18 protein-coding genes and 1 pseudogene are annotated in these 22,933 nt (G+C 69.4%); 13 read left to right on the top strand and 6 right to left on the bottom strand.

Going from position 1 to position 22,933, the window contains the following annotated elements; genetic code table 11:
* Nucleotides 1–218 precede the first annotated feature (218 nt).
* From ACFPZ3_RS31470 to ACFPZ3_RS31455, 4 genes are read right to left on the bottom strand one after another with little or no spacing between them, the layout of a single operon-like run.
* Nucleotides 219–1,025, bottom strand: coding sequence for a DeoR/GlpR family DNA-binding transcription regulator (locus ACFPZ3_RS31470; RefSeq protein WP_379517913.1), 807 nt, complete (start codon nucleotides 1,023–1,025; stop codon nucleotides 219–221).
* 36 nt (nucleotides 1,026–1,061) lie between these two features.
* A complete protein-coding gene (locus ACFPZ3_RS31465) occupies nucleotides 1,062–1,838 on the bottom strand; it encodes a triose-phosphate isomerase (RefSeq protein WP_379517912.1) in 777 nt (258 codons plus the stop codon).
* A complete protein-coding gene (locus ACFPZ3_RS31460) occupies nucleotides 1,820–3,322 on the bottom strand; it encodes an FGGY-family carbohydrate kinase (protein ID WP_379517911.1) in 1,503 nt (500 codons plus the stop codon). Before ACFPZ3_RS31460 ends, ACFPZ3_RS31465 begins: the two co-directional genes overlap by 19 nt.
* Nucleotides 3,323–4,945: a glycerol-3-phosphate dehydrogenase/oxidase gene (locus tag ACFPZ3_RS31455; RefSeq protein WP_379517910.1), complete on the bottom strand. Its 1,623-nt coding sequence runs from the start codon at nucleotides 4,943–4,945 to the stop codon at nucleotides 3,323–3,325.
* 268 nt (nucleotides 4,946–5,213) lie between these two features.
* On the opposite strand from ACFPZ3_RS31455, the gene ACFPZ3_RS31450 reads away from it, so the two are divergent.
* From ACFPZ3_RS31450 to ACFPZ3_RS31395, 12 genes and pseudogenes are all read left to right on the top strand, one after another.
* Nucleotides 5,214–5,864, top strand: a complete 651-nt coding sequence (locus tag ACFPZ3_RS31450; RefSeq protein ID WP_379517909.1) for a DUF2291 family protein — start codon at nucleotides 5,214–5,216, stop codon at nucleotides 5,862–5,864.
* A complete protein-coding gene (locus tag ACFPZ3_RS31445; RefSeq protein WP_379517908.1) occupies nucleotides 5,864–7,447 on the top strand; it encodes a sugar ABC transporter ATP-binding protein in 1,584 nt (527 codons plus the stop codon). The genes ACFPZ3_RS31450 and ACFPZ3_RS31445 overlap by 1 nt, the downstream gene beginning before the upstream one ends.
* Nucleotides 7,440–8,546, top strand: coding sequence for an ABC transporter permease (locus ACFPZ3_RS31440; RefSeq protein ID WP_379517907.1), 1,107 nt, complete (start codon nucleotides 7,440–7,442; stop codon nucleotides 8,544–8,546). Before ACFPZ3_RS31445 ends, ACFPZ3_RS31440 begins: the two co-directional genes overlap by 8 nt.
* A gap of 104 nt (nucleotides 8,547–8,650) precedes the next feature.
* On the top strand, nucleotides 8,651–9,619 hold the full coding sequence (locus ACFPZ3_RS31435) for a D-ribose ABC transporter substrate-binding protein (protein ID WP_379517906.1): 969 nt from the start codon (nucleotides 8,651–8,653) through the stop codon (nucleotides 9,617–9,619).
* A gap of 121 nt (nucleotides 9,620–9,740) precedes the next feature.
* A complete protein-coding gene (locus ACFPZ3_RS31430; RefSeq protein ID WP_379517905.1) occupies nucleotides 9,741–11,456 on the top strand; it encodes a glycerol-3-phosphate dehydrogenase/oxidase in 1,716 nt (571 codons plus the stop codon).
* Between the two features lie 38 nt (nucleotides 11,457–11,494).
* Nucleotides 11,495–12,259, top strand: a complete 765-nt coding sequence (locus ACFPZ3_RS31425; protein WP_379517904.1) for a DeoR/GlpR family DNA-binding transcription regulator — start codon at nucleotides 11,495–11,497, stop codon at nucleotides 12,257–12,259.
* Nucleotides 12,256–12,942, top strand: a complete 687-nt coding sequence (locus tag ACFPZ3_RS31420) for an HAD family hydrolase (RefSeq protein ID WP_379517903.1) — start codon at nucleotides 12,256–12,258, stop codon at nucleotides 12,940–12,942. The genes ACFPZ3_RS31425 and ACFPZ3_RS31420 overlap by 4 nt, the downstream gene beginning before the upstream one ends.
* Nucleotides 12,939–14,654: a dihydroxyacetone kinase family protein gene (locus tag ACFPZ3_RS31415; protein ID WP_379517902.1), complete on the top strand. Its 1,716-nt coding sequence runs from the start codon at nucleotides 12,939–12,941 to the stop codon at nucleotides 14,652–14,654. The genes ACFPZ3_RS31420 and ACFPZ3_RS31415 overlap by 4 nt, the downstream gene beginning before the upstream one ends.
* A 32-nt stretch (nucleotides 14,655–14,686) precedes the next feature.
* A complete protein-coding gene (locus tag ACFPZ3_RS31410) occupies nucleotides 14,687–15,166 on the top strand; it encodes an RpiB/LacA/LacB family sugar-phosphate isomerase (protein ID WP_379517901.1) in 480 nt (159 codons plus the stop codon).
* Nucleotides 15,167–15,200: 34 nt separating this feature from the next.
* A complete protein-coding gene (locus ACFPZ3_RS31405; protein WP_379517900.1) occupies nucleotides 15,201–16,736 on the top strand; it encodes an FGGY family carbohydrate kinase in 1,536 nt (511 codons plus the stop codon).
* Nucleotides 16,737–16,822: 86 nt separating this feature from the next.
* Nucleotides 16,823–17,095, top strand: a complete 273-nt coding sequence (locus ACFPZ3_RS31400; protein ID WP_379517899.1) for a hypothetical protein — start codon at nucleotides 16,823–16,825, stop codon at nucleotides 17,093–17,095.
* Between the two features lie 399 nt (nucleotides 17,096–17,494).
* Nucleotides 17,495–18,832, top strand: a pseudogene (locus tag ACFPZ3_RS31395) (DUF305 domain-containing protein); the annotation flags it as partial.
* A 197-nt stretch (nucleotides 18,833–19,029) separates the two neighbouring features.
* Here the strand turns inward: ACFPZ3_RS31395 and ACFPZ3_RS31390 are convergent.
* On the bottom strand, nucleotides 19,030–19,554 hold the full coding sequence (locus ACFPZ3_RS31390; protein WP_379518006.1) for an integrase core domain-containing protein: 525 nt from the start codon (nucleotides 19,552–19,554) through the stop codon (nucleotides 19,030–19,032).
* Between ACFPZ3_RS31390 and ACFPZ3_RS31385 the strand changes: the two genes are divergently transcribed.
* Nucleotides 19,474–19,686: a hypothetical protein gene (locus tag ACFPZ3_RS31385; protein WP_379518011.1), complete on the top strand. Its 213-nt coding sequence runs from the start codon at nucleotides 19,474–19,476 to the stop codon at nucleotides 19,684–19,686. The two genes, ACFPZ3_RS31390 and ACFPZ3_RS31385, sit on opposite strands and share 81 nt — an antisense overlap.
* Nucleotides 19,687–19,989: 303 nt before the next feature.
* On the opposite strand, the gene ACFPZ3_RS31380 is transcribed toward ACFPZ3_RS31385, so the two are convergent.
* Nucleotides 19,990–22,902, bottom strand: a complete 2,913-nt coding sequence (locus tag ACFPZ3_RS31380; protein WP_379517898.1) for a hypothetical protein — start codon at nucleotides 22,900–22,902, stop codon at nucleotides 19,990–19,992.
* Between the last annotated feature and the right edge of the window lie 31 nt (nucleotides 22,903–22,933).

Raw genomic sequence — 22,933 nt, 5'->3', positions numbered from 1 at the left:
GCTTTGCCGACTTTCGGACGTCGTCCTTCAGCAACCGAAATCCCACCCACAAGCCGTCGGTGTGGTGAAGTGTCTCGGCCTCCGCCGTGAGCAGTTGGGCGTCGTCCGTGGCGGCGGTGCGCCGGTCCGGCGGCCGTTGGCGACACGCGAGGCTCGCGCGCGGCACACGCGTCCCACGGCCATGCGTCCCACGGCCATGCGTCCCACGGGGCTCGGCGTCAGCGCCCGCGTACGGCGGGTGTCACGGTGACCTCCACCCCCTTGCGCCGCAGTCGCTCCACGTGCTCCGCCGGGGTTCGCCAGTCCACGATGACCTGGTCGAAGGCGGTCAGCGGCGCGAGGGCGTGCAGGGCGCGGCGTTCGAACTTGGTGTGGTCGACGATCAGCAGGCAAATGGCCGCCGACTGTAACATCGCACGCTTGGTGTCGACCGTCTCCTCGGTCTGGTGGAAGCAGATGTCGTCGGTGATGGCGGAGGTGGACATGATGACGATGTCGGCACGCACCTCGCGGATCGCCGAGACGGTCATGTGCCCCATGAACGAGTTCGACCAGGGGTGGAACCGGCCGCCGAGCGCGATGAGGGTGAGGTCCGGTTCGCCGGTGAGATCCTCGATGACGGGCACGAAGTTCGTGATCACGGTCAGGGGCGCCTTGTCGGCGAGCATCGGTACGAGGTTCAAGGTGGTGGTGGAGTCGTCGAGGATGACGGCGTGTCCCGGCTCGATCCACGCGTACGCGGCTCGGGCGAGCGCCTCTTTCTCGGCCTGCTGCCGGCCGCGCCGGAACAGGTCGCTGGCCTCGACGAGGCTGGAGGGCAGCGCGGTGACCACGCCCCGGGTCTTGCGGACGATCCCCCGGGCGACGAGCGCGTCGAGGTCGCGGTGGGCGGTCATCAAGCTGATCCCGTGCATCTCCACGAGCGCCTCGATGCGGACAGAGCCCTTCATCATCACGTCCTCGGCGATCGCACGCTGGCGCGCGCGCTGCCGCTCCAGGCGGCCCTCCGCGGGCGGCTCCTTCATCACATCTCCCGCTTATCAGGATGTTCGGCCTCCCGACTATCTCGCATCCGCCCGTCCCTCGTGACAGGCACAAGCCGCGATGCGCACCAGCTCGATGAATTCCGCGACGTCCCACGCGGCCCGGCCGACGAACAGGCCGTCGGTCCCGGGTACGCCGAGCAGCGCCGCGGCGTTGCGCCGGTTGACGCTTCCCCCGTAGAGGACGGCCGCGGGCCGGAATCGGGCGGACAGCATCTCCATGACGGGGGCGATTTCGTACGGCTGCGCCTCACGGCCGAGGTCGCCGATCGCCCAGACGGGCTCATAGGCAACGACGACCTTGTGCAGGTCGGGCGTGGCGAGCCTGGAGAGCCCGCGGCTCACCTGTCCGGCGACCCAGTCGGTCTCTCCTCCGGCGGCGCGTACCCCGGCCGGTTCGCCGACGCACAGCAGCGGCGTGAGACCCGCCGCGACGGCGGCTGCGACCTTGAGCGCGACGGTTTCGTCGGTCTCGCCGAAGTGCTGCCGGCGCTCGGAGTGGCCGATCTCGACGAGCGTCGCGCCCACGTCCGCGATCATCCCCATCGACACCTCGCCGGTGTAGGCTCCGGCGGGTTCCCAGTGGGCGTTCTGGGCCCCGATGAGGACGGGGACGTCGGCTGGCAGACGCTCTCGTACGGCGGCGATCGCGGTGTGCGCCGGGATGACGAAGGCCCGGACGCCGTCGAGCGCGCTGCGGGCGGCGACGAGCCCGTCGACGAACGCGCGTGCCTCGGCCAGCGTCTTGTTCATCTTCCAGCTGGTGCCGATCCACGTCATCCGAGCTCGGCCCATACGGCCGTCATCCTCTCCACGATGCGCTGATAGCGCCGGTAGCTCTCCTGCTGCCGTGCCACGCCGCCGGGCGCTGGCTCGCAGACCACGGGCTTCGTGCCGGTCGCCGCGGCGGCCTCCGGCAGGTCGGCGTAGACGCCTGCCGCAATGCCGGCGAGCATGGCGGAGCCGAGCGCGCCCGCCTCCCGCACGGTGCTCACCCCGACCGGCGCGGCCAGCGTGTCGGCGAACATCTGAACCCACCGGGCGCTGTTGGCGGCCCCGCCGGTGAGCCGTATGTCGGTGACGCTGAACCCGTCCCGCAGCGCGTCGACATGGTGACGGTGGTTGAAGACCACGCCTTCCATCACCGCGCGGAGCAGGTGGCCGCGCTCGTGCCACCCGCGCAACCCGACGAAGGCCGCACTCGCGTCCACCGGGTAGGGGGAGCCGTAGAGGAAGGGCAGGTAGACCAGGTCGCTGGGGCTCGACTCGGTCGCACGGAGCTCTTCTTCCACGAAGCCGAACGGCCGGCTGGCGGCACTGCCCGCCCGCATGTCGGCGGCGGCGAGCCGGGTGACGAACCACTCGAGGTTGGCCGCGCTCGAGGGGGAGAGTGACATGTTCATCCACTGGCCCGGTACGACAAACGCGCGGGCGTTCCACCGCTCGTCCACCCGGGCCGTGTCGGAGATGACCTCGTTGATGCTGAACGTTCCCGCGATGATCGCGAGCTGGCCGGGGAGCACCGCACCCATGCCGATGGCCCCGCAGTCGACGTCGTGCGCGCCCGACGCGACCGGCGTGCCGGGGACCAGGCCGCACCGCTCCGCCGCGGCGCCGGTCACCTCGCCCGCGACCTCATCGGACCGGATCACCTCGGGCAGCAGGGGGAACAACTGCTCGACTCCGAAGACGCGCAGCGTCTCAAGGTCGTACTGCTGCGTGTGCACGTTGGCGAACGACAAGCTCGACTCTGTTGGATCGGTGGAGAAGACGCCGGTGAGGCGGTGCTTGATGACGTCCTTGCCCGGCAGCGCGTAGGCCGTGCGGTCCATGACGTCCGGTTCCATGCGCAGCAGCCAGGCGAGCACCGACACCGGCGAGCCCGGCCAGGGCTTCTGTCCGCTGAGCGGGAGTACGGCGGCGCTGCGGCCGGTGCGCTCCCAGCCCGCGACCAGCTCGGCCGCGCGGGTGTCGAGTGAGAGGATTCCCGGACGGGTCGGCCGGCCCCGCTCGTCGACCAGGTAGATCCCATCGCCGTGGGAGGTCACCGCGACGCCCGCGATCTCCGCGGCCGGCACGCCGGTCGTGGCGACGACCTCCCGGATGACCGAGCACGTCACCTCCCACAGCTCGTCCTGGTCGCGCTCGACGTGGTGGGGTCGCGGGTAGCTGTGCGGCACCCGCTGTGCGGCCTGGCCGATCTCCCGGCCGGTCTGGTCGAAGAGCACGGCCTTGGTGACGGTGGATCCGGCATCGACGCCGAGGAGAAAGCGTCCCATCTACACCACGGGCCCTGGTTGGAGTTCGCGGAAGCGCCGGAGATAGGCCAGGTAGGCGGCCTTCTGCCGGGTGGTCTCCGCTTCATCCCAGCCGAGTTCGGCGGCGCAGACGGCGGCGACCGCGTCCATGGCTCCCTGGCCAAGGTCTGGCTCCAGGCCGATCATGGTACGGCGGGCGAGCACGTCGGCGAGGCTGACGGCCTCTTCTTCCCTGATCGTGAAGACGACCTCGCCGGCCCGCAGCCCGATGGAGGGCGCGACTGTCCGGGAAAGGGTCTCGGACGAAGAGATCAGGTCGGTGGCCAGGCGGGCGCGGGCGCCGTAGACGCGCACCAGCCGGCGGGCCTCGGCGGCCGGCAGCTCGCTCTCCTGCTCGAACCTGAACTCCTCCGGCGGGCGGCCGGGGAGATCGAGCTTGCGGGTCCGCGATGCCGTCTTCCTGCCCAGGCGCGCGCCTACCTCGTCGACGGCGTGCTCGGCGAGTGTGCGGAAGGTGGTCAGCTTGCCGCCGACGATCGAGAGCAGCCCGTCGAGTTGCGGGCGGTGGTCGTGCAGGATGTGCTTGCGCGTGATGTCTCCGGGTGCGCCGCTCGGCGCGAACGGCAGGGGCCTGACCCCGGTATAGGTGTACAGGATGTCGTCCTCGGTCAGGTTCGCGGTGGGGAACAGGCGGTTGGTCTCGGTGAGGATGTAGTCGATCTCTCCCTGATTGGCCGTGACCGTGCCGGGGTCGCCTTCGAACCGCTCGTCCGTGCTGCCGATGAGGTATCTGCCGAGCCAGGGGATCACCATGAGAGGGCGGCCGTCGCTGAGCGCCTCGTAGTACATCGCGCAGGGCGGCGCGCCGGGAAAGGGCTCCACGACGAGATGCGTGCCTTTGGTGCCGCCGATCAGCCGCTCGGGCGCGGGCAGCGAACCGGAGAGCACGGAGTCGGCCCAAGGCCCTGCGACGTTGACGGTGAAACGTGCCGTGACCTCGTGGTCCGTGCCCGTGAGCAGGTCGCGGACCGACGCCCCGGTCACGCGGCCTCGCTCGACCCGTAGCCTGGTGGACTCGGCGTAGTTGAGCGTGGCGGCCCCGGCCGCCCGCGCGGCGAGCATGATCTCGACGCAGAGCCGTTCGGCGTACTCGACCTGCGCGTCGTAGTAGACCGCCGCGCCCTGGAGCCCGTCCAGCGACAGACCGGGCAGTCGGGCGGCGGTCTTGCGCCGCCCGTAGGTGCGATGGGCCGGCAGCGACTTGTCGAAGGACAGGACGTCGTAGAGCACCATCCCCGCACGCAACACCAACCGGTGGTGGCTGTTGCCCCGGTAGAACGGCAGGGCGAACAGCAGCGGCGCGACGAGGTGCGGCGCGCCGCGCAGCAGCCACTCCCGGTCGCGCAGCGACTCGCGGACGAGTCCCACCTCGAGGTTGTCGAGATATTTCAGCCCGCCGTGGATCATCCGAGACGACCACGACGACGTGCCGCTGCCCCAGTCTCCCTTGTCGATCACCAGCACCGACAGTCCGCGGTCGGCCGCGTCCCACGCGATGCCGAGCCCGTTGACGCCGCCACCGATGACGAGCAGGTCGAAATCGTGCTGAAGGCGCTGGAGGGAGCGGTCTCGGTAGCTGCTCATCGCGCTCCTGTGATCATCTCATGTTCGGATGAGGTCGGCGGTGTGATTTCTAACGTGATGTTCGCCGAAGTTAGCGTGATTCGCGTGATAAATCTAGCGAATGGTGACCTGTGTCACACTTGTGGACACTTTTCCGCGTACTTAGCAGGTCAATCTTGATACATAACGAGATGTTCTGTTACGTTCCCATTAACGCGTGATAAGACTGCGCACTCTCGCCTCCGGATCGCCGCTGCCGGCGAGTTCCTGGAAAGGAGCCCCCACTCCAATGAGCACCGCCGCCGACCCGCCCCGCATGCTCGCGCGCCTCCTCTGGCCTGCCGCGCTGGTGGTGCTCCTGGTCGCCATGGGCATAGACACCAAGGTCCTGACCAGGCAAGAGGTCTCCGCGGTCAACCCCGCGGAGTTCAACGCCAAGGACTTCGCCGCCGCCGCGTACCCCAAGATCGTCAAGACGGTCGAGGCGAAGGCCGTGGAGCTCAAGGAGATCGCCACCGCGGTCGACGCCGACGCCTCGGCCGCCGGTGCGAAGTACGGCAACATCGCGGGCACCGACAAGTACGCGATCCCGGTGCGCTTCGCCGGCAAGGTCACCGAGACCGACGCGGGCCTCCTCACCGTCCACGTGACGGGGCTGCCCAAGGGCAGCGTGGTCCGCGTCGCGGTCGGTCAGGCCGCCAACGGCACCGCCCTGCGCGACGTCACCGGAACCCTCAAGTTCAAAGACTTCCAGAACCAGACCGACTACCAGCAGGTGGCCAACGAACTGAAGGCCAAGATGCTCGCTGACGTCGCGGGCAAGGTCGACGCCGCCGCTGCGCGAGGCAAGAACGCGACAGTGGTCGGCGTCTACGTCACCAACACCGGCCCCGAGCGCAGCTACCTCGTCACGCCGGTCAAGGTCGAGGTGGCAGGCTGATGCCCGGGGAAGCCGCGGGCTCCGCCCAGACCGACGTCATCCTGCGGGCGATCGACATCACCAAGCACTACGGCGCCACCCAGGCGCTGAAGGGCGTCACCTTCGAGGTGCGCCGAGGCAAGGTCACCGCCCTGTTCGGGGAGAACGGCGCCGGCAAGTCGACCCTGATGAAGATCATTGCCGGCGTCGAATCACCCACCTCGGGACACCTCGAGCTCGACGGGGAGCCGATAGAGCTGCGCTCGCCCAACCAGGCGGTCGAGCACGGCATCTCGATCATCCATCAGGAGCTCAACCTCTGCCCGAACATGAGCGTGCGCGACAACATCTTCATCGGCCGCGAGCGCATGAGCAGGTTCGGCACAGTGGACTACCGCGGTGAGCGCAAGGCCGTACGGCGGCTCATGGAGCGGCTCGAAGAGGACATCGACCCCGACACCCTCGTCGCCGACCTCCGCATCGGCCAGCAGCAGATCGTCGAGGTCGCCCGCGCCCTGGCACTGGACGCCCGAATCCTGATCATGGACGAGCCCACCTCGGCGCTCAGCGCCCCTGAGGTCGAGGTCCTCTTCAAGGTCATCAAGGACCTCACCGCCAACGGGGTCGCGATCATCTACATCTCCCACCACCTGGAGGAGGCGATCGAGATCTCCGACCACGCGGTCGTGTTCCGGGACGGCGAGCTGGTGGCCACCGCGGACGCCGCCGACATCGACCTGTCCTGGGTCGTCGGCAAGATGGTCGGACGCGCCGCCGAGTACGACTTCCGCGACGCCGAGCGCGACTGCGGCGACGTCGCGCTGAGCATCAGGAATCTCAAGGTCATCGATGTCGCGGGGGAGGGCCGTCTCGCGGTCAACGACGTCTCGCTGGACGTCAGGTACGGCGAGATCGTCTGCCTGTACGGGCTTATGGGCGCCGGTCGGACCGAGCTGGTGGAGGCGCTGGCCGGCCGCGGGGCGATCGCCACCGGCCGGGTGGATCTCGGCGGCAGGGACCTGTCCGGCCTGTCCATCGTGGAGCGGATCGAGCTCGGCATCGGTCTCGTCCCGGAGGATCGGCAGCGTGACGGGCTGGTCCAGTCGATGTCGGTGGGCCAGAACCTGTCCCTGTCGAGCCTGCTGGAGCTGACCCGGTCATTCGTCGTCTCCCGTTTCGTCTCCCGCAGGCTCGAAGCAGGCCGGATCCGGGACGGGATCTCCGAGGTGCGGGTGAAGACCTCCGGCCCCGGCGCGGCGATCACGTCGCTGAGCGGCGGGAACCAGCAGAAAGTTGTGATCGGCAAGATGCTGCTCACCGGCCCGAAGGTGCTCCTTCTCGACGAGCCGACCCGCGGTATCGACGTCGGCGCCAAGGGCGAGATCTTCTCGCTGCTCTTCCGCGAGGCGCGCAAAGGTCTCGCGGTCCTCTACGTGACCAGCGAGATCGGTGAGGCGATCACGGCATCGCACCGCATCGTCGTCATGTCCAAGGGGCGCGTGGTCCGGGAGTTCGACCCCCGCACGGCCTCACGTGAAGAGATCATGGCCGCCTCCGGGGAGTCCGAGGCCGGCATCCAGCCGATGGGAACCGCAAGTGAGTGAGCTGACCCAGACCGCCGTCAAGACGACGGCGCCGCGCGTCCTCCGCAAGATCAACACCAGGACCCTGATGATCGAAGGGCGCGCCCTGCTCGCGCTCGTCCTCATCGTGGTCGTCTTCTCGCTGCTGTCCCCCAACTTCCTCAGCCCCGACAACCTCATCGTCATGACGCGGCACGTCGCGATGAACGCGATCCTGGCCATCGGGATGCTCCTGGTGATCCTCAACGGCGGCATCGACCTGTCGGTCGGCTCGATCGTGGGCCTGTCCGGGGTCATCGCCGGCATGCTGCTCGAAGGATTCGAGATCCCCGGCCTCGACCTCTTCCTCTACCCCGCCGCCTGGGTCGTGATCGTTGTCTCCCTCGGCGTGGGGACTCTCGCCGGATGGGTGAACGGGGTGGTGGTGGCCAGACTCAACGTCGCGCCGTTCATCACGACACTCGGCATGCTGTACGTCGCCCGCGGCATCGCGCTGCTGATCACGAACGGCACCCCGTTCTCCCGGCTCGGCGGGGAGGAGAAACTGGGCAACACCGGCTTCCTCACCTTTCTCAAGAGCGCGCCGCTCGGGCTGCCCATGCCGGTCTGGGCCATGATCGGCTTCGCCGTGGTGTTCGCGGTGGTGCTCAGCAAGAGCCCGTTCGGCCGATGGCTCTACGCGACCGGCGGGAACGAGCGCGCGGCCGAGCTGTCCGGCGTCCCGATCAAGAAGGTGAAGACCCGCATCTACGTCCTGTCCGGGCTGTGCGCGGCGGCGGTCGGCCTGCTCCTCACGGGCGACCTGTCCTCGGCCACGCCGTCGGCCGGCGAGTTCTTCGAGCTCAATGCCATCGCCGCCGTGGTGATCGGCGGAGCCGCGCTCTCGGGCGGCCGCGGCACCATCCGCGGAACCCTGATCGGCGCTTTCGTCATCGGCTTCCTCGTGGACGGTCTCGTCCTCGTCGGGGTCTCCCAGTTCTGGCAGCAGATCATCAAGGGCGCCGTGATCATCGTCGCCGTCGCGCTGGACCAGCTCCAGCAGACCCTCCAGAAGCGCCGGTCCGGGAAGGCCGCGCTGTCACCCCCCCAGCCGTCGGAGCAAGTACCCGCCCCGGTGTGACCCGAAGCACCCCGGACGGCCCGGCCAGCGCCGTCTGCACTACCAGTATTCGTGAAAGGCTCCACATGTTCCGAAAGATCGCCTCCATCGCAGCGACGAGTGTGATGGCACTAGGCCTCGCCTCCTGCGGCTCGTCAGGGACCGACACCGCCTCGGGCTCCGCCACGAGCTCCGCTGCCGCCCCAGCCGGCGCCTCTCAGGGCGGGACCATCGCCGTCATCACGGTGGACCTCGCCAACTCCTACTGGCAGGCGGAGGCGAACACCGCCAAGGCCGAGATCGAGAAGGCGGGCTACCAGGCCACGGTCAACGCCCACAACGCCGACCCTGACAAACAGAACCAGCTGATCGACACCGCCGTCAGCAACAAGGTCAAGGCCATCATCCTCGACCCGGCCGGCGCCGACGAGTCCGTGGCCGCCGTGCAGAAGGCGACCGACGCCGGCATCCCGGTGTTCCTTGTGAACGCCGAGATCTCCAAGCAGGGCATCGCCAAGTCGCAGATCATCTCCAACAACGCCCAGGGCGCCACGATCGGCGCCGAGGCCTGGGTGAAGTCGATGAACGGCAAGGGCAAGTACGTCGAGCTGTTCGGCAACCCGACCGACAACAACGCCCAGGTGCGCTCCGACGGTTATGCCGCCGTCATCTCCGCCTACCCCGACCTGAAGAAGGTCGGCCAGGAGACGGCGAACTGGGACCGCGTCCAGGGCAAGGACAAGATGGAGGGCCTCCTGGCGGCCCACCCCGACATCACCGGCGTCATCGCCGGCAACGACGAGATGGCCCTCGGCGCGATCGAGGCGCTCACCGGCGCCAAGAAGATCGACAAGGTCAAGGTGCTCGGCTTCGACGGTAACGCCGACGCGGTCGCGGCGGTGAAGGCCGGGACCCTGGTGGCCACCGTGCTCCAGCCGATCGTCCAGGGAACGACGAATGCGGTCGCCCAGGCGGTCGAATACATCAAGACCGGCAAGACCGGCGTCGCCGACGAGAAGCAGAGCATCGACTGCGTGCTCATCACCAAGGAGAACGCCGACAAGTACTCGGCGCCGTTCGTCCTGGACAAGTGAGCGCGCGCCACCCAAGCCGGGGAGTGGGCGCGGACCTGACCACTGCCGTCGTGCTCTCTATGGCCGGCGCCCACTCCCCACACCTCTGAAGAACCCTCTGCGAGAAAGGTCCCGATAGCGCATGCCGAACGGCCAGCTCAGCCCGGCGGAGCGCGCGCAAGCGCTGGCGCGGCTCGCCCGCACCGAATACGACGTCCTCGTCATCGGCGGCGGCGTCACCGGAGCCGGGGCCGCCCTGGACGCGGCCACCCGCGGGCTGACCGTCGCCCTCGTCGAAATGCGCGACTACGCGGCCGGCACCTCCAGCCGGTCGGGCAAGCTCATCCACGGCGGTCTCCGCTATCTCGAGCAGTTCGACTTCGGGCTCGTCCGCGAGTCGCTGCGCGAGCGCAGGCTGCTCCTGAAGGACCTCGCGCCGCACCTCGTCAAGCCCATCCGCTTCCTCTACCCGCTGCGCCGCAGGCTGTGGGAACGCGCCTATGTGGGCGCCGGTCTCCTGCTCTACGACACCATCGGCGGCGCCGGAGCGGTTCCCCGTCACCGCCACCTGTCCCGCGGCGCGGTGCGGCGCCTGGCGCCTGGTGTCAAGCAGAGCGGGCTGATCGGCGCGATCACGTTCTACGACACCCAGGTCGACGACTCGCGCCACACCCTGGAACTCGTGCGCACCGCGGCGGCGCACGGCGCGGAGGTCGTCTCCGCGGTCAAGGTCGTGGGGCTCGCCACGTCCGGCGGCGCCGTCCGCGGCGCGCAGGCGCAGGACCTGGAGAGCGGACAGACGTTCACCATCCGCGCCGGGCACGTGGTCAACGCCACCGGCGTCTGGACGGACGGGCTGAGCAGGCGCGCGGGAGGCAGGCCCGGCTTCAGCGTGAAAGCGTCCAAGGGCGTGCACATCATGGTGCCCCGGGATCGGATCAGGAGCGAGGTCTCGCTGTTCGTCCGCGCCGAGGACAGCGTCCTGTTCGTGCGGAGCTGGGGCAGCCACTGGCTGATCGGCACCACGGACACGGCGTGGACGGCCGGGCTCGACCATCCGGCGGCGACCTCGACCGACATCGACTACCTGCTGCGCAACGTGAATGTCGCGCTGGAGACGGAGCTCACCAGGGACGACATCGACGGGGTCTTCGCCGGGCTGCGCCCGCTCATCCGCGGCGACGCCGACACGACCTCCCGGCTCAGCCGGGAGCATGCGGTGGAGACGTCTGTTCCCGGGTTCACCACGATCGCGGGCGGCAAGTACACGACATACCGGATCATGGCCAGGGACGCGATCGACGAGGCGGTGAAGGGACTCGGCCGCGCGGTGCCCCCGTCGCGCACCCAAAGCGTCCCCCTGATCGGCGCCGTCGGCTACGCCGCGACCATGACGCGCGCGGCTCGGCTCGCCGCCTCCGCCGGTCTCACCCCGGCCCAGGTCGATCACCTCCTCGGCCGTTACGGCTCCCTGACCGAGGACTTGATCGCTATGATCATCGAGCAGCCGGAACTCGGGCGGCCCGTCGGCGGAGCGCCGGACTACCTCCTCGCCGAGGCGGTGTACGCCGTCACCCACGAGGGTGCGCTCCACCTTGACGACGTTCTGACCCGCCGTACCCACATCGCGATCGAGACGCGTGACCGGGGCGCCGCCGCCGCGCGCGCGATCGCTCCGGTGATCGGCGTGGAGCTGGGATGGGACGCCGAGCGCGTGGGGAAGGAGCTGGACTTCTACCTCGCCCGGATCGAGGCGGAACTGGCCGCCCAGCGCCTTCCCGACGACGAGTCAGCCGTGGCGGCCCGCGAGGCCGTCAGGGACCCCCGGCTCCGAGTGGCGGACGGCGAGCGACTGTGACGAATCCTCTGAGTCCCCCCGACGTCGAAAGAGTGCCCGTGCGAAAAAACAAGGCACGTCAGAGTCAGATCGCCGACCTCATCCTGGAGCAGGGGTCGCTGACGGCGCAGGAGCTCGCGGAAATGTTCGGCGTCAGCGTCATGACGATCCACCGGGACCTCGATGAGCTCGAGCGGCAGGGCGTCCTGCGCAAGGCGCGCGGCGTCGCGACCGCCCAGCCGAGCGGCGTGTTCGAGGCTCGCGTGGCGTTCCGCCACGCGGCCGCCGTCGACCAGAAGCGCCGGATCGCCCAGGCGGCGCTGCGCCACGTCGAATCCGGCATGTCCGTGATGCTCGACGACTCGACGACCGTCCTGCACATGATTCCCGGTCTGGCGGAGTTGGCGCCGCTGCACGTCGCCACGAACTTCCTCGCCGCGCTCAAGGAACTGGCCGCCCTGCCGGACATCCGCGTTATCGGGATCGGCGGCGACTACGACCCGCTGCACGACTCCTTCCAAGGCATGCACGCCATCGAGATCATCCAGGACATCCATGCCGACGTGCTGTTCATGTCCACCTCCGCCGTCACGGCCGGCCACGCCTACCACCAGGAGGAGCGCATCGTGGCGTTCAAGCGCGCGATGATCGAGTCCGCCTCCGCGCGCTACCTGCTGGTGGACAGCAGCAAGCTGGACAGGACCGCGCTGCACCGGCTGGCCCCCCTGTCCGCCTTCGACCTGTTGATCACCGACTCCGAGGCGAGCCCGCAGGCGCTCAACTCCCTTGATGCGGCCGGAGCGAACGTGGAGGTGGCCTCATGACCAACGCCCAGACCATCGAAGGGGTCGTCTTCGACCTGGACGGTGTGATCGTCGAGAGCGAGCACCTCTGGGAGGAGGTCTGGCGAGACTTCTCCGAGTCCCGGGGGCACCCGTGGGAGCTGTCCGACACCCTGGCCGTCCAGGGCATGAGCTCGCTTGAGTGGGCCGGCTACCTCGCCTGCCACGTCGGCGCCCCTGGCGACGCGGACGTGGCCCGTGATCACTGCGTGAACGGGCTGGTCGACCGCATCCAGCGCGGCGAGGCTGAGCTCCTCCCAGGCGCGCGGGAGCTGGTCACCAGCGTGAGCGCCCGGGTGCCCATCGCGCTGGCGTCGTCGGCCGCCCGCAAGGCGATCGACGCGGTGCTCCGCCATCACGACCTGGCCGGGCTGTTCACCGCGACCGTGTCCAGCGAGGAAGTGCCGCGGGGCAAGCCGAGCCCCGACGTCTACCTCGAGGCCGTGGCGCGGCTCGGGATCAGCCCCGGTAACGGCCTCGCCGTGGAGGACTCCAGCAACGGCATCCTGGCCGCGTACACCGCCGGCCTGCTCGTCGTCGGAATTCCGAACGCCACATACCCTCCCAAACCGGATGCGGCGGCACTGGTGGACCACCTTGCCGCCGACCACGTCGATGCACGCGAGTTCATCCTCGCCCAGCTGTCCGAGGGGGCACGCCAGTGACCAAGATCTACAACGACCCGGCGGAATTCAAGAACGAGGTCATCGACGGGTTCGCCCTCGCCTATCCGGACTACGTCGCCCGGGTGCCCGGCGCCTCCGGCTTCATCCGGTCCGGCGGCCCGCGCGCGGGTAAGGTCAGCCTGGTCATCGGCGGCGGATCCGGCCACTACCCGTCCTACTCGGGGGTGACCGGCGTCGGGTTCGCCGACGGTGCCGTACTCGGCGACGTCTTCACCTCGCCCTCGGCCGAGCAAACCTACCGGGTCGCCCGCGCCGCGCACGGCGGCGCCGGCCTGATTCTGGCCTTCGGCAACTACGCTGGTGACCGGCTGAACTTCGCCGCCGCCGCGGACCGCCTGCGCGCGGAGGGCATCGACGTCCGCATCGTGTACGTGACCGACGACATCGCCTCCGCCCCCGCCCCCGAGGTGGACGAGCGGCGCGGGATCGCCGGCACGTTCACCGTGTACAAGATCGGCGGCGCCGCCGCGGAACGCGGCGACGACCTCGACACGGTGGAGAGGATCATGCGCGCGGCGAACGCCCGCACCTTCTCGTTCGGCGTCGCCTTCGCCGGCTGCACCTTCCCGGGACAGTCCAGCCCGCTGTTCGCGGTGGCCGAGCGGACGATGGACTTCGGCTTGGGCATCCACGGCGAGCCCGGCGTACGATCCGACACCTGGATGCCCGCGGCGAAGATCGCCAACGCGCTGGTGGAGCCGCTCCTCGCCGAACGCCCGGAAGGCGCGCACCGCGCCGCCGTGCTCCTCAACGGCCTCGGAGCCACCAAATACGAGGAGTTGTTCCTGCTCTGGAACAACGTGCGGCCGCTGCTCGCCGCCGCCGGCGTCGAGCCGGTCATGCCGGAGGTCGGCGAGCTGGTCACGAGCCTGGACATGGCGGGCTGCTCGCTGTCGATCACCTGGCTGGACGACGAGCTGGAGGAGCTCTGGCAGGCCCCGGCGCATACGCCCGCCTTCCGCAGGGGCAGCGTCCGCACCGCGACCTTCCAACGCTACGTCGCCTCGGACGAGACGGCCTTGGCGGGCACGGCCGAGCAGGCCACCCCCGAGTCGGAACGCGCCGCCGCGGTCGTCAGGGAAGCGCTTCGCGCGATGACCGCCGTCGTGGCCGAGCACGAGGACGAACTCGGGCGGATCGACGCGGTCGCCGGCGACGGCGATCACGGCTCTGGCATGGTACGCGGGCTGCGCGCCGCCCAGTCGGCGGCCGAGGCGGCCCGGGGAGGCGTCCAGACTGTGCTGGTGGCCGCGGCCGGGGCCTTCGGCGACCGCGCCGGCGGCACCTCCGGAGTGCTGTGGAGCCTGTTCCTGCGCACGATCGGGGAGTCCCTCGGCAACGCCGAGCCGGTCGACCCGGCGCGACTCGCGCGGGCCGTTGGGCGGGGCGCGGCGGCGATCAAGGACTTGGGCGGGGCCGAACTCGGCGACAAGACCATGCTCGACGCGCTCTTCCCGTTCGTCGACGCCCTTGACACGTATCTCGCCGCGGGCTCCGCGCTCGACCGCTCGTGGGCCGCGGCGGCCCGGTCCGCGGTCGAGGCGGCCGCCGCCACCGCGGACCTCGTGCCCAAGGTCGGCCGGGCCCGTCCCCTGGCCGAGCGCAGCATCGGGTCTCCGGACGCCGGCGCGACCTCCATGGGCCTCATCCTCACCGCCGTCGGCGACGCGCTCGCCCGGCACTGCGGCTGACTCACCGAAAAAACGTACGAAGGAGACTGTCCATGGTGTCCAAGCGCTGGCGGATGGCGATCGGCTGCGACTCCGCCGGACTCGCCTACAAGGAGCTGATCCTCGCGGATCTCCAGCACGACGACCGCGTGGAGTCGGTCCGCGACCTCGGCGTCCCCGCGTCGGATCCGGACAGCGAGTCCTACGGCCAGGTCGGCATCAGGCTCGCCGAGCTCGTCGCGGCGGGGGAGATCGACCGAGGTGTCCTGATCTGCGGCACCGGCATCGGCATGGCCATCAGCGCCAACAAGGTGCCCGGCGTGCGCGCCACGGTCGCCCACGACTCCTTCAGCGCCGAGCGGTCCATCCTGTCCAACGACTGCCAGGTGCTCGCGCTCGGTCAGCGCGTGATCGGCCCCGAGCTGGCGCGCCGCCTGGTCAAGGAGTGGCTCGGCTACGAGTTCGACAGCTCCTCCCCGTCGAATGAGAAGGTCGTGGTCATCACCCGCTACGAGGAGCGTTCGGCGAGCTAGGGAGCCGGCGCGGAGCCACGAAGGAGCGAGAAGCATGGCCATCCTGTGCGTCGATGCGGGCACCACCATGGTCAAGTCCGTGATGTTCGACGACGAAGGCCGCGAGCTGCGGGTCGCCCGCCTGGCGACGCAGGTCCGGCGACCTCGTCCGGGCTTCAGCGAGCAGGACATGTACGGCGTCTGGGACGCGGTCGTGCACACCGTCCGATCCATCGTCCACGCTTCCCGCGAGCCGGTGCGGATGATCGCGTTCACCGGCCAAGGGGACGGATGCTGGCTGGTGGGACCCGACGGCCGCCCCACGGGGCCCGCCATCCTGTGGAACGACGGCCGGGCCGCCGACATCGTCGACCGCTGGGAGGCCGAGGGGGTGCTCGACGACGTCTTCAGGATCAATGGCAGCCACGGCTTCGCCGGTACGTCCGGGGCCATCCTGACGTGGCTGCACGCCAACGACCGGCAGCGGCTCGACGCCTCCCACAAGGCCCTCTACTGCGGCGGCTGGCTGTTCCTGCGGCTCACCGGCGAGTACGCGGCCGAGGAGTCCGACGCCGCCTCGCCGTTCCTCGACATCCGCACGCGCGCCTACGCACCGGAGATCCTCGATCTCCTGGGCATGCCCTGGGCCGAGCGCCTCCTGCCCGGCGTCCGCGGCGACGCCGAGCGGATCGGACAGCTGCAGGTCACCACCGCGGCGGAGCTTCGGCTCCCGGCCGGGCTGCCGGTGGTCATGGCGCCCTTCGACATCCCGGCCACAGCGCTCGGCATCGGGGCCGTCACGCCGGGACAGGCCTGCACGGTCCTCGGGACCACCCTCTCCACCGGGACGCCCGTGGCCGCAGTCGACACCACCGGCACGCCGGCCGGGATGACCCTGCCCTCCGGCGTCCCAGGCGGATACCTGCGCTCCCTCGCCTCCATGGCCGGCGTCGAGGCCATCGGCTGGGGGATGAAGCTGATCGGCCTGGACCGGCCCGGCTGGATCTCCGACCTCGCGCAGACCACCGATCCCGGCGCGGACGGACTCTTCTTCCATCCCTACCTCAGCCCCGCCGGCGAGCGCGCCCCGTTCCAGGACACCCGTGCCCGCGGTTCGATGAGCGGGCTCTCCTTCGAGCACACCAGGTCTCACATCGCGCGCGCCATGCTCGAAGGGATGAGCTACGTCGTACGCGAATGCCTGGAGTTCACCGGCACCCGCGCCACGGAGTTGCGGATCACGGGCGGCGGCGCGAACAGCGACTTCTGGTGCCGGCTCCTCGCGGACATCACCGGGGTGCCCACGATGCGCTCCGCCGACTCCGAGATCGGGGCCAAGGGGGCGTTCGTCGCCGCGCTCGTCGCCTCCGGCGCCGAGCCCTCCGTGCCGGCCGCGGTGAAACGGTACGTGTTGCCGCGCGACGTCTTCGAACCCGACGAGAAGCGCTCCGCGCTGTACGACGAGCTGTACGGCGACTTCCTGGCCATCCGTGAGGGGATCACGAACGATTGGGGGCGCCTGGCCGTGTCCCGGGCTCGCCACCGGCCGGCCGGACCGGTCGGCGGGGAGGACCCCGGCACGGCCATTTGACCGCGGGACCCCGCTGGCTCGCCGACTCTGCCCGGTACATGCCAGTGTGTGCACGCCTGACACGCCCGCACGGCTAGATGGCGGTCATGCCCGCGATCCCCGCCTCTACCAAGACTTCGCTGGACCAGCGGCTCACGCTGCACGCCAGAGAGCACTGGCCCCAGCTCGTCACGGTCCACGTGCGCTACCACGGCCAGTTCGCCTACGGTGAAGGACAGCTCCCCGACGGCGGCAGGCTGCCCCTGATGCGACTGCGCTACGGCGGCTCGGCCACCTACTGGGGCTGGCCATCCACACCCCCAGCAACGACCGCTACGAGGCCGCACCCTGGTTTACCGGCACCCCTCAGGACGCCCTGAACCTGGTCCGCGACCTGTATGTCACCCGCATTGACACCTGAAGGCCGACGCACGACCAGCCTCAGTCCGTCAACCTTCCTGGTTCGGCGTCTTGTCGCGCCTGGTCCGGCCGGTCGGCTGTGTTCGCCAGGGCGGTCGATATTGACGTGCCAAGAATGGCGGGGGAGCGGCAGGCGGGGGTCATGGCTGTGCGAGAAGTGTTCTGTCGTCGGCCGAATTCTCCACCGGGGATGGCAATTTCGGTTCCTATGCCGGGCGTTATGAGCGGCGCGGACGCGCGCCGGTGGAGCCGGTCACCGGACCCGCGTCCTGGCTGATGGCAGGGGAGCGGCCGGTGCGGATAGGAGGAACCGTACGATGAGCTTTGGTGCCACTTCCTGTGCCATACGGAGCTGAGACATGATGGCCATCCTCAAGAAACTCTGCGTTTACGGGACGACGGTCTCCTGCCTTTCCGGCCTGGCCGCGTGCGGAACGAGAGAACAACACGCCCTGCCTTCGCACATAAACTCGGCATTCGCCCAGGAAATGATAAAAAGCATCGAGAAAATGCACAGGGACATGGCGGCGGCCCCCATGACCGGTGACCCGGGCCGGGACTTCGCCGCCATGATGATCCCGCACCATCAGGGCGCCGTGGACCTGGCGAAGGCCCTGCTGGCACAGCCGGGTGGGGACCCCGTCCTGCGGCGGCTGGCCCAGGAGATCGTCATCACCCAGGGGCAGGAGATGACCCTCATGCGCCGCCGACTGGCCGCCTCGCCTCCGAGCGCCCCGTCACCCGCACCGCCGGGGGCGGATCGGATCCCCGTCTCCGGCCAGGACCGGGTCTACACCGCGGACCAGACCTCGAACACCGTCTCCGTCATCGATCCCGCCACGAACCGCCTCCTTGGCGTCATCCGTCTCGGGGACACCGTGCCCGGCGCGCTGAGCCCGCTGTACAAGGGGCAGGTGCTCGTGCACGGCATGGGATTCTCGCCGGATCACCGTACCTTGTGCGTGGTCTCCATCGCCTCCAACTCGGTCACGCTCATCGATACGGCGACCAACCGGATCAAAGGCGTCGTCTATCTCGGCCGCTCGCCGCACGAGGCGTTCTTCACGCCCGACGGCAAGGAGGTCTGGGCCACCGTACGCGGTGAGGACTACGTCTCGGTGATCGACCCGGTGCGGATGCGGGAGACGCGGCGGGTCCGGACGGCCAACGGGCCGGGCATGGTGCTCTTCCATCCGAACGGGCGCTACGCCTACGTGCCGTCGAGCTTCACCCCGCAGGTGGACATCGTGGACACGCGGACGTACCAGGTCATCGCCCGGGTGCCGCAGACGAGCCCGTTCTCGCCGAACCTGGCCGTGACCAGGGACGGCAAGGAGGTGTGGTTCACCCTCAAGGACTCCGGCAAGACGCAGGTGATGAGCGGAGAGCCGCCCTTCCGCGTCCTCGCCACCCTGGACACCGGCCCGATCACCAACCACGTCGCCACCGTGGACAACGCCAACGGCCACTTCGCCTACGTGACGGTCGGCGGGGAGAACAAGGTGAAGGTCTACCGCCGGGGTGAGCGGCCGGTGCAGGTGGCCACGATCCCGGTCGGCGACCTGCCGCACGGGGTCTGGGGATCCGGCGACGGTACGCGCGTCTACGTCGGATTGGAGAACCAGGACCGGGTGGCCGCCATCGACGCTCTCACCAACCGCGTCGTCGCCACCATCCCCATCGGCCAGCAGCCGCAGGCGCTCGTGTACGTGCCGAGAGCGGTGCCCTCCGGCGACGGAAGGTCGGGCCTGGCGCCACTGGGCTGGGCGGGCAAGGCCGATCACCTGGTCATGACCGGCCCTCATGGCAAGGGACACGCGACGGTCTCCGTGAACGCGATGGGTCCGATGGACACGCTCCAGATCGCCGCCTCCGGCCTGGAACCCCGCAAGACCTACACCCTCTGGCTGGTGAGGGAACGAACCGCGCCGTTCGGACACAAACAGCAACTGGCCAACTTCACCACGAACGTGGCCGGGGCACAGGTCGCGCAAGCGATCGGCCCGCTCCGCGAGATCCTTTCCCCCTCTAACGCCGCCCAGGACCGCCGCCGATATCTCCTCCTGACCTTGGCGGGCTCGGACGCCCCCGTTCTGACCCAGCGGACGCCGTGAGCCAGGACTTCGGGACGTTCACGGTGTACCGCTCGAATATCGAGTCTGTGGTCTGAGAAGCGGCGTGGTGGGTATTCGCTGATCGTGCCTTCGACGACGCGTCTTCGGCGGATGGATCGCGGGTCGCTGAGTTCGGTCACGTCGCGGGCGGGCCGCGTTGCGGTCTCCGGGGGCCGTTGGTGCCGGGACTGGTGCGGCCGGTGCCCGTTGTAGTGGATGATCAGATGCTCCTGGAGCACGAGGGCCAGGTGGTGTGCGTTGAGGATCAGGATCCGGTCCAGGAGTTCGCGACGCAGGGTGCCGATGACCCGCTCGCAGATGGCGTTCATCCTCGGTGTCCGCGACAGCGTGATGATGACCCGCAGTCCTTCACCTGTGAAGACCGCGTTGAAGGCGGCGGTGAAGAGCGGATCCCGATCGTGGATCACGAATCGTAGCCCGGCGATGCGCTCCTCCAGGTCCATGGGCAGGTTGCGGGCCCGCTGCACTGTCCACAACACCTCGAGATGGTCGCAGTCGCCGCCTGATCACGCGGCGAAATCCCAGCTCACAGCACGCAACCGTATTTCCGAGCGGGACACCACGATGCGGCAGAAGATCAGATAGAAGAGACGGAGCGTCACGAGCCTCGAGCATGCCTGGCCCAGGCCACTGCTTAGGCCAGGAAGCCGAGACGAACCCGCAGCTCACGACCGTGAACGAAGTATTGACACCCTTCACGTGCCCGCCCGGTCGCCGGGTCAGCCGCCACGCTGGATCAGGCCGTCGACCGTGTCGACGGAACGGTAGAGTCGCCTGAGCGTGGTGGCGCCCAGCAACTGGTCGTTGACGAAGAATGACACGCTGTCCACCTGCCACTCCGTAGGTCTGTAGGAGGTCGACTCGGTGCGGCGGATGGAATAGTTCTTCCCGAGCAGCTGGCTCAGCAACGGGCCGCCCGGGTGGGCGCGATAGAGCTCCGGGGTCAGGTCGTAGACGTCGTAGTCGCCGCCACGGTTCCGGCCGCCGTACCAGTGGGCCGCCCCCTGCGACCACAGCTGCGTCAGGTCGTAGTCGTGGCCGTCGATGTTGCACGCGAGCGGGTCGGATGTCGTCGCGTCATAGCCGGTGCGGATCACGAGCAGGAGTTTGCAGATCCGGTCGTTGTCGTCGAGTCGTGTACGCCACCGTTCGACGTCGTCCAGTACCCGCTGGTCGATCCGCCGGATATAGGCGTGGTCGTATCCAAGTTCGAATGTGATGTCGTACCCACCGCGCCACTCGCCGTGAGAGAACACGCCGACGGCCTTGTAGGTGTTCCCGTCCAGGATATGGATGGGCGAGCCGCTCGCGCCGCCCCTCATGTTCGTCCTCAACTCGGCGAGCAGGTCGTCGTAGACGGACAGGGTGACGGGTTCCTCGTACATCCGGGCCGGGATGCGCGGATGCCGGAGGGGGAAGGGGCGGTCGGCCGGGTAACCGGTGAGCTGGGCGGCCTGGCCGGTGAGCTGGTTGTCGGTCATCACCGTCGGCGTGAACCCCCCGCTGTCCCACCGGGGAGTCGCGATGCTGTTCACCCTGATAAGAGCGTAGTCGTGGACCGGTGGGCAGTAGACGGGGAGGATCCTAGCCTGGCTGACCGCCAGCCAGTCGAGTGGGATCTCCATGTTCTCCAGCGGGACGTTGACCATGGCATAGGGGAACGTGGAACCGTTCGCCCCGGGTGTGATGTCGATGGATTTGGCCCAGCCGTTGGTGCCGTGGCAGACGTTGTGGGCCGCCGTCATGACGTAGTAGGAGCCCGGTTTGCTCGTGGGGATCAGCCAGCCGCTGCCCGCGGAGCTGCGCCCTGCCTGCCAGTTGATGGAGAAGAGACAGACCCATCTGTACGGTTTGTTCGCGGTGTTCGCCAGCGGAGGTCCCGCCACGGCACGAGCCGTCAACGGATCGGGGTCCGGCTGCGGATCGAGAACACGCACCGACGTGCCCGCGATCTTGGCCGCGGCACGGCCCGCCACCTGCCGGGCGGGCGTGGCGCTGTGCTCGATGCGGATCTTCCGCAGGCCGGGCCCGTACTGGGACACCGTCTGGAAGAACGACTGGAACGCGGTGGTCCGCAGGTTCGTTGTCCGCACCTCGACGGCACCTGAGTCCACGGTGGCCAGGACGGTGTCCTCGGCGTTTCGCAGCTCGGCGCGCACGGCGTAGGTGCAGGTCACCTCCGGGTCGGCCGCCATCCACTGGCCGATCCGCACGGTGGGCGCCTGGTCGAGGAAGTCTGTGCGGTATCCCGCTTCGACGAGGTCGATGACCTGATACTTGGTGGCGGTGCCTGAGGCCACCGCGAAGGCGGCCTTGCTCGCCGAGCCGGGACAGGCGATCCCGGAGTCCGGCTCGGTCACCCAGGTCCCCGCGCCTGTGGCGGAGGTCCACCCGGTGAGCTGCCCGGCGCCGTCGGGGTTGCCGACCAGCTCCGCGGGGCGGGGGCCGGGCCCGATCAGCACCCGCACGGTGGTCCCGGTGACCTGGAAGCCGTGGCCGGTATCCGTTCCGGAGGGGTTGCGCCCGCCATGCTCCACGGAGACGTACCGGACCCCGGGTCCGTAATCGCGCAGCCGCAGCAGGATCTGCCTCCAGTCGGGCCGGTACGGGATCCCGGTGGCCGGGATGACGTCCACGGTGTCCGAGCGGACGTCCTTGACCACCTGGCCGGCGGCGTCCAGAAGCCGTACGCGCAGGTAATACTGGCAGCCAGCGGTGGTCACCGCGCTGACCCAGTCGCTCACGCCGAGGTCCGGGGCCCCGTCCAGGTAGGGGTCGGTGAGGCCGGCCGCCGCACGTAAGTCGATCAGCTGCGACTTGCGGCACCAGCCGTTCGCACCGGCGCCCGCCGTGAAGGAGGTCGTCCAGCCGAGGGCGTCGGCGTACCCCGAGGCGACCTGCCAGGAATTCTCCAGTACCGACCATCCGCCGACTCCGTCTTGGCCCGACCCGTTCGCCAGCACCTGCCGCTGAAGGCCCGGGCCGGCGAACGAGAGCTGCTGGGCGAGAACGGTCAGTACGGTCGTGGCGTCACGCCCGCGTACCAAGTCGCGGATGTGTGATGCTTCCGGCGCGGCGAGGCCGAAGACGTCCACGAGCAGCGCGGCCTGGTCCATGATGAGGCCGGACGGGGCGGCGGCGAGCACGGCGGCGAGCGGGCCGTAGGCCCAGCCGAACATCTGGAAGGCCGCCAGCAGCGGATCGGAGGGCGCGGCCCGCCCGCCCGGCCAGTGCGGGCTGAGCGTCAGCAGTGCGTTCGCCAGCGGGTCCGCGGCAGGCACGGTGATCAGGGCGGCGCATGCCCGCACCCCCTCATCGGCCTGGCAGGCCAGCGTCCAGGTGCCCGGAGCCGGTGCGCGCAGCACCAGCGCTCGCGGCCGTCCGTCCGTGCCGAGCACGACCAGGGTGTTCCCGGTGTTCTTGGCGGTGCTGTGAACCGTCCCGTCCGGGGCGGTCACCGTGATGCGCGCGCCGGTCACGGGGCCTCCGGTGACCGGATCGGCGACGCCTGCGTAAAGGACGGGTGTGCCCGGGACCACCTCCACGCTGCCGGCGAGCAGACCCGCCGCGCCATCCACATTGATCTCGCATGCCGCGAACCCGTCCTCGCCCTTGACCGTGAAGCCGTCCACGTGCGCTCGCTCTCCCTGCTGTCATGTGACC

The sequence above is a fragment of the Nonomuraea insulae genome (assembly GCF_042656245.1).
This window is presented reverse-complemented; position numbering and strand designations above follow the sequence as displayed.

Excerpts from the sequence above, each read along its gene's own strand:
- ACFPZ3_RS31385 (WP_379518011.1), top strand. The coding sequence starts at position 19,474 with ATGCTCCTGGAGCACGAGGGCCAGGTGGTGTGCGTTGAGGATCAGGAT.
- ACFPZ3_RS31420 (WP_379517903.1), top strand. The coding sequence starts at position 12,256 with ATGACCAACGCCCAGACCATCGAAGGGGTCGTCTTCGACCTGGACGGT.
- ACFPZ3_RS31460 (WP_379517911.1), bottom strand. The coding sequence starts at position 3,322 with ATGGGACGCTTTCTCCTCGGCGTCGATGCCGGATCCACCGTCACCAAG.
- ACFPZ3_RS31405 (WP_379517900.1), top strand. The coding sequence starts at position 15,201 with ATGGCCATCCTGTGCGTCGATGCGGGCACCACCATGGTCAAGTCCGTG.
- ACFPZ3_RS31465 (WP_379517912.1), bottom strand. The coding sequence starts at position 1,838 with ATGGGCCGAGCTCGGATGACGTGGATCGGCACCAGCTGGAAGATGAAC.
- ACFPZ3_RS31450 (WP_379517909.1), top strand. The coding sequence starts at position 5,214 with ATGAGCACCGCCGCCGACCCGCCCCGCATGCTCGCGCGCCTCCTCTGG.
- ACFPZ3_RS31470 (WP_379517913.1), bottom strand. The coding sequence starts at position 1,025 with ATGAAGGAGCCGCCCGCGGAGGGCCGCCTGGAGCGGCAGCGCGCGCGC.
- ACFPZ3_RS31435 (WP_379517906.1), top strand. The coding sequence starts at position 8,651 with ATGGCACTAGGCCTCGCCTCCTGCGGCTCGTCAGGGACCGACACCGCC.
- ACFPZ3_RS31410 (WP_379517901.1), top strand. The coding sequence starts at position 14,687 with ATGGTGTCCAAGCGCTGGCGGATGGCGATCGGCTGCGACTCCGCCGGA.
- ACFPZ3_RS31430 (WP_379517905.1), top strand. The coding sequence starts at position 9,741 with ATGCCGAACGGCCAGCTCAGCCCGGCGGAGCGCGCGCAAGCGCTGGCG.
- ACFPZ3_RS31400 (WP_379517899.1), top strand. The coding sequence starts at position 16,823 with ATGCCCGCGATCCCCGCCTCTACCAAGACTTCGCTGGACCAGCGGCTC.
- ACFPZ3_RS31445 (WP_379517908.1), top strand. The coding sequence starts at position 5,864 with ATGCCCGGGGAAGCCGCGGGCTCCGCCCAGACCGACGTCATCCTGCGG.
- ACFPZ3_RS31455 (WP_379517910.1), bottom strand. The coding sequence starts at position 4,945 with ATGAGCAGCTACCGAGACCGCTCCCTCCAGCGCCTTCAGCACGATTTC.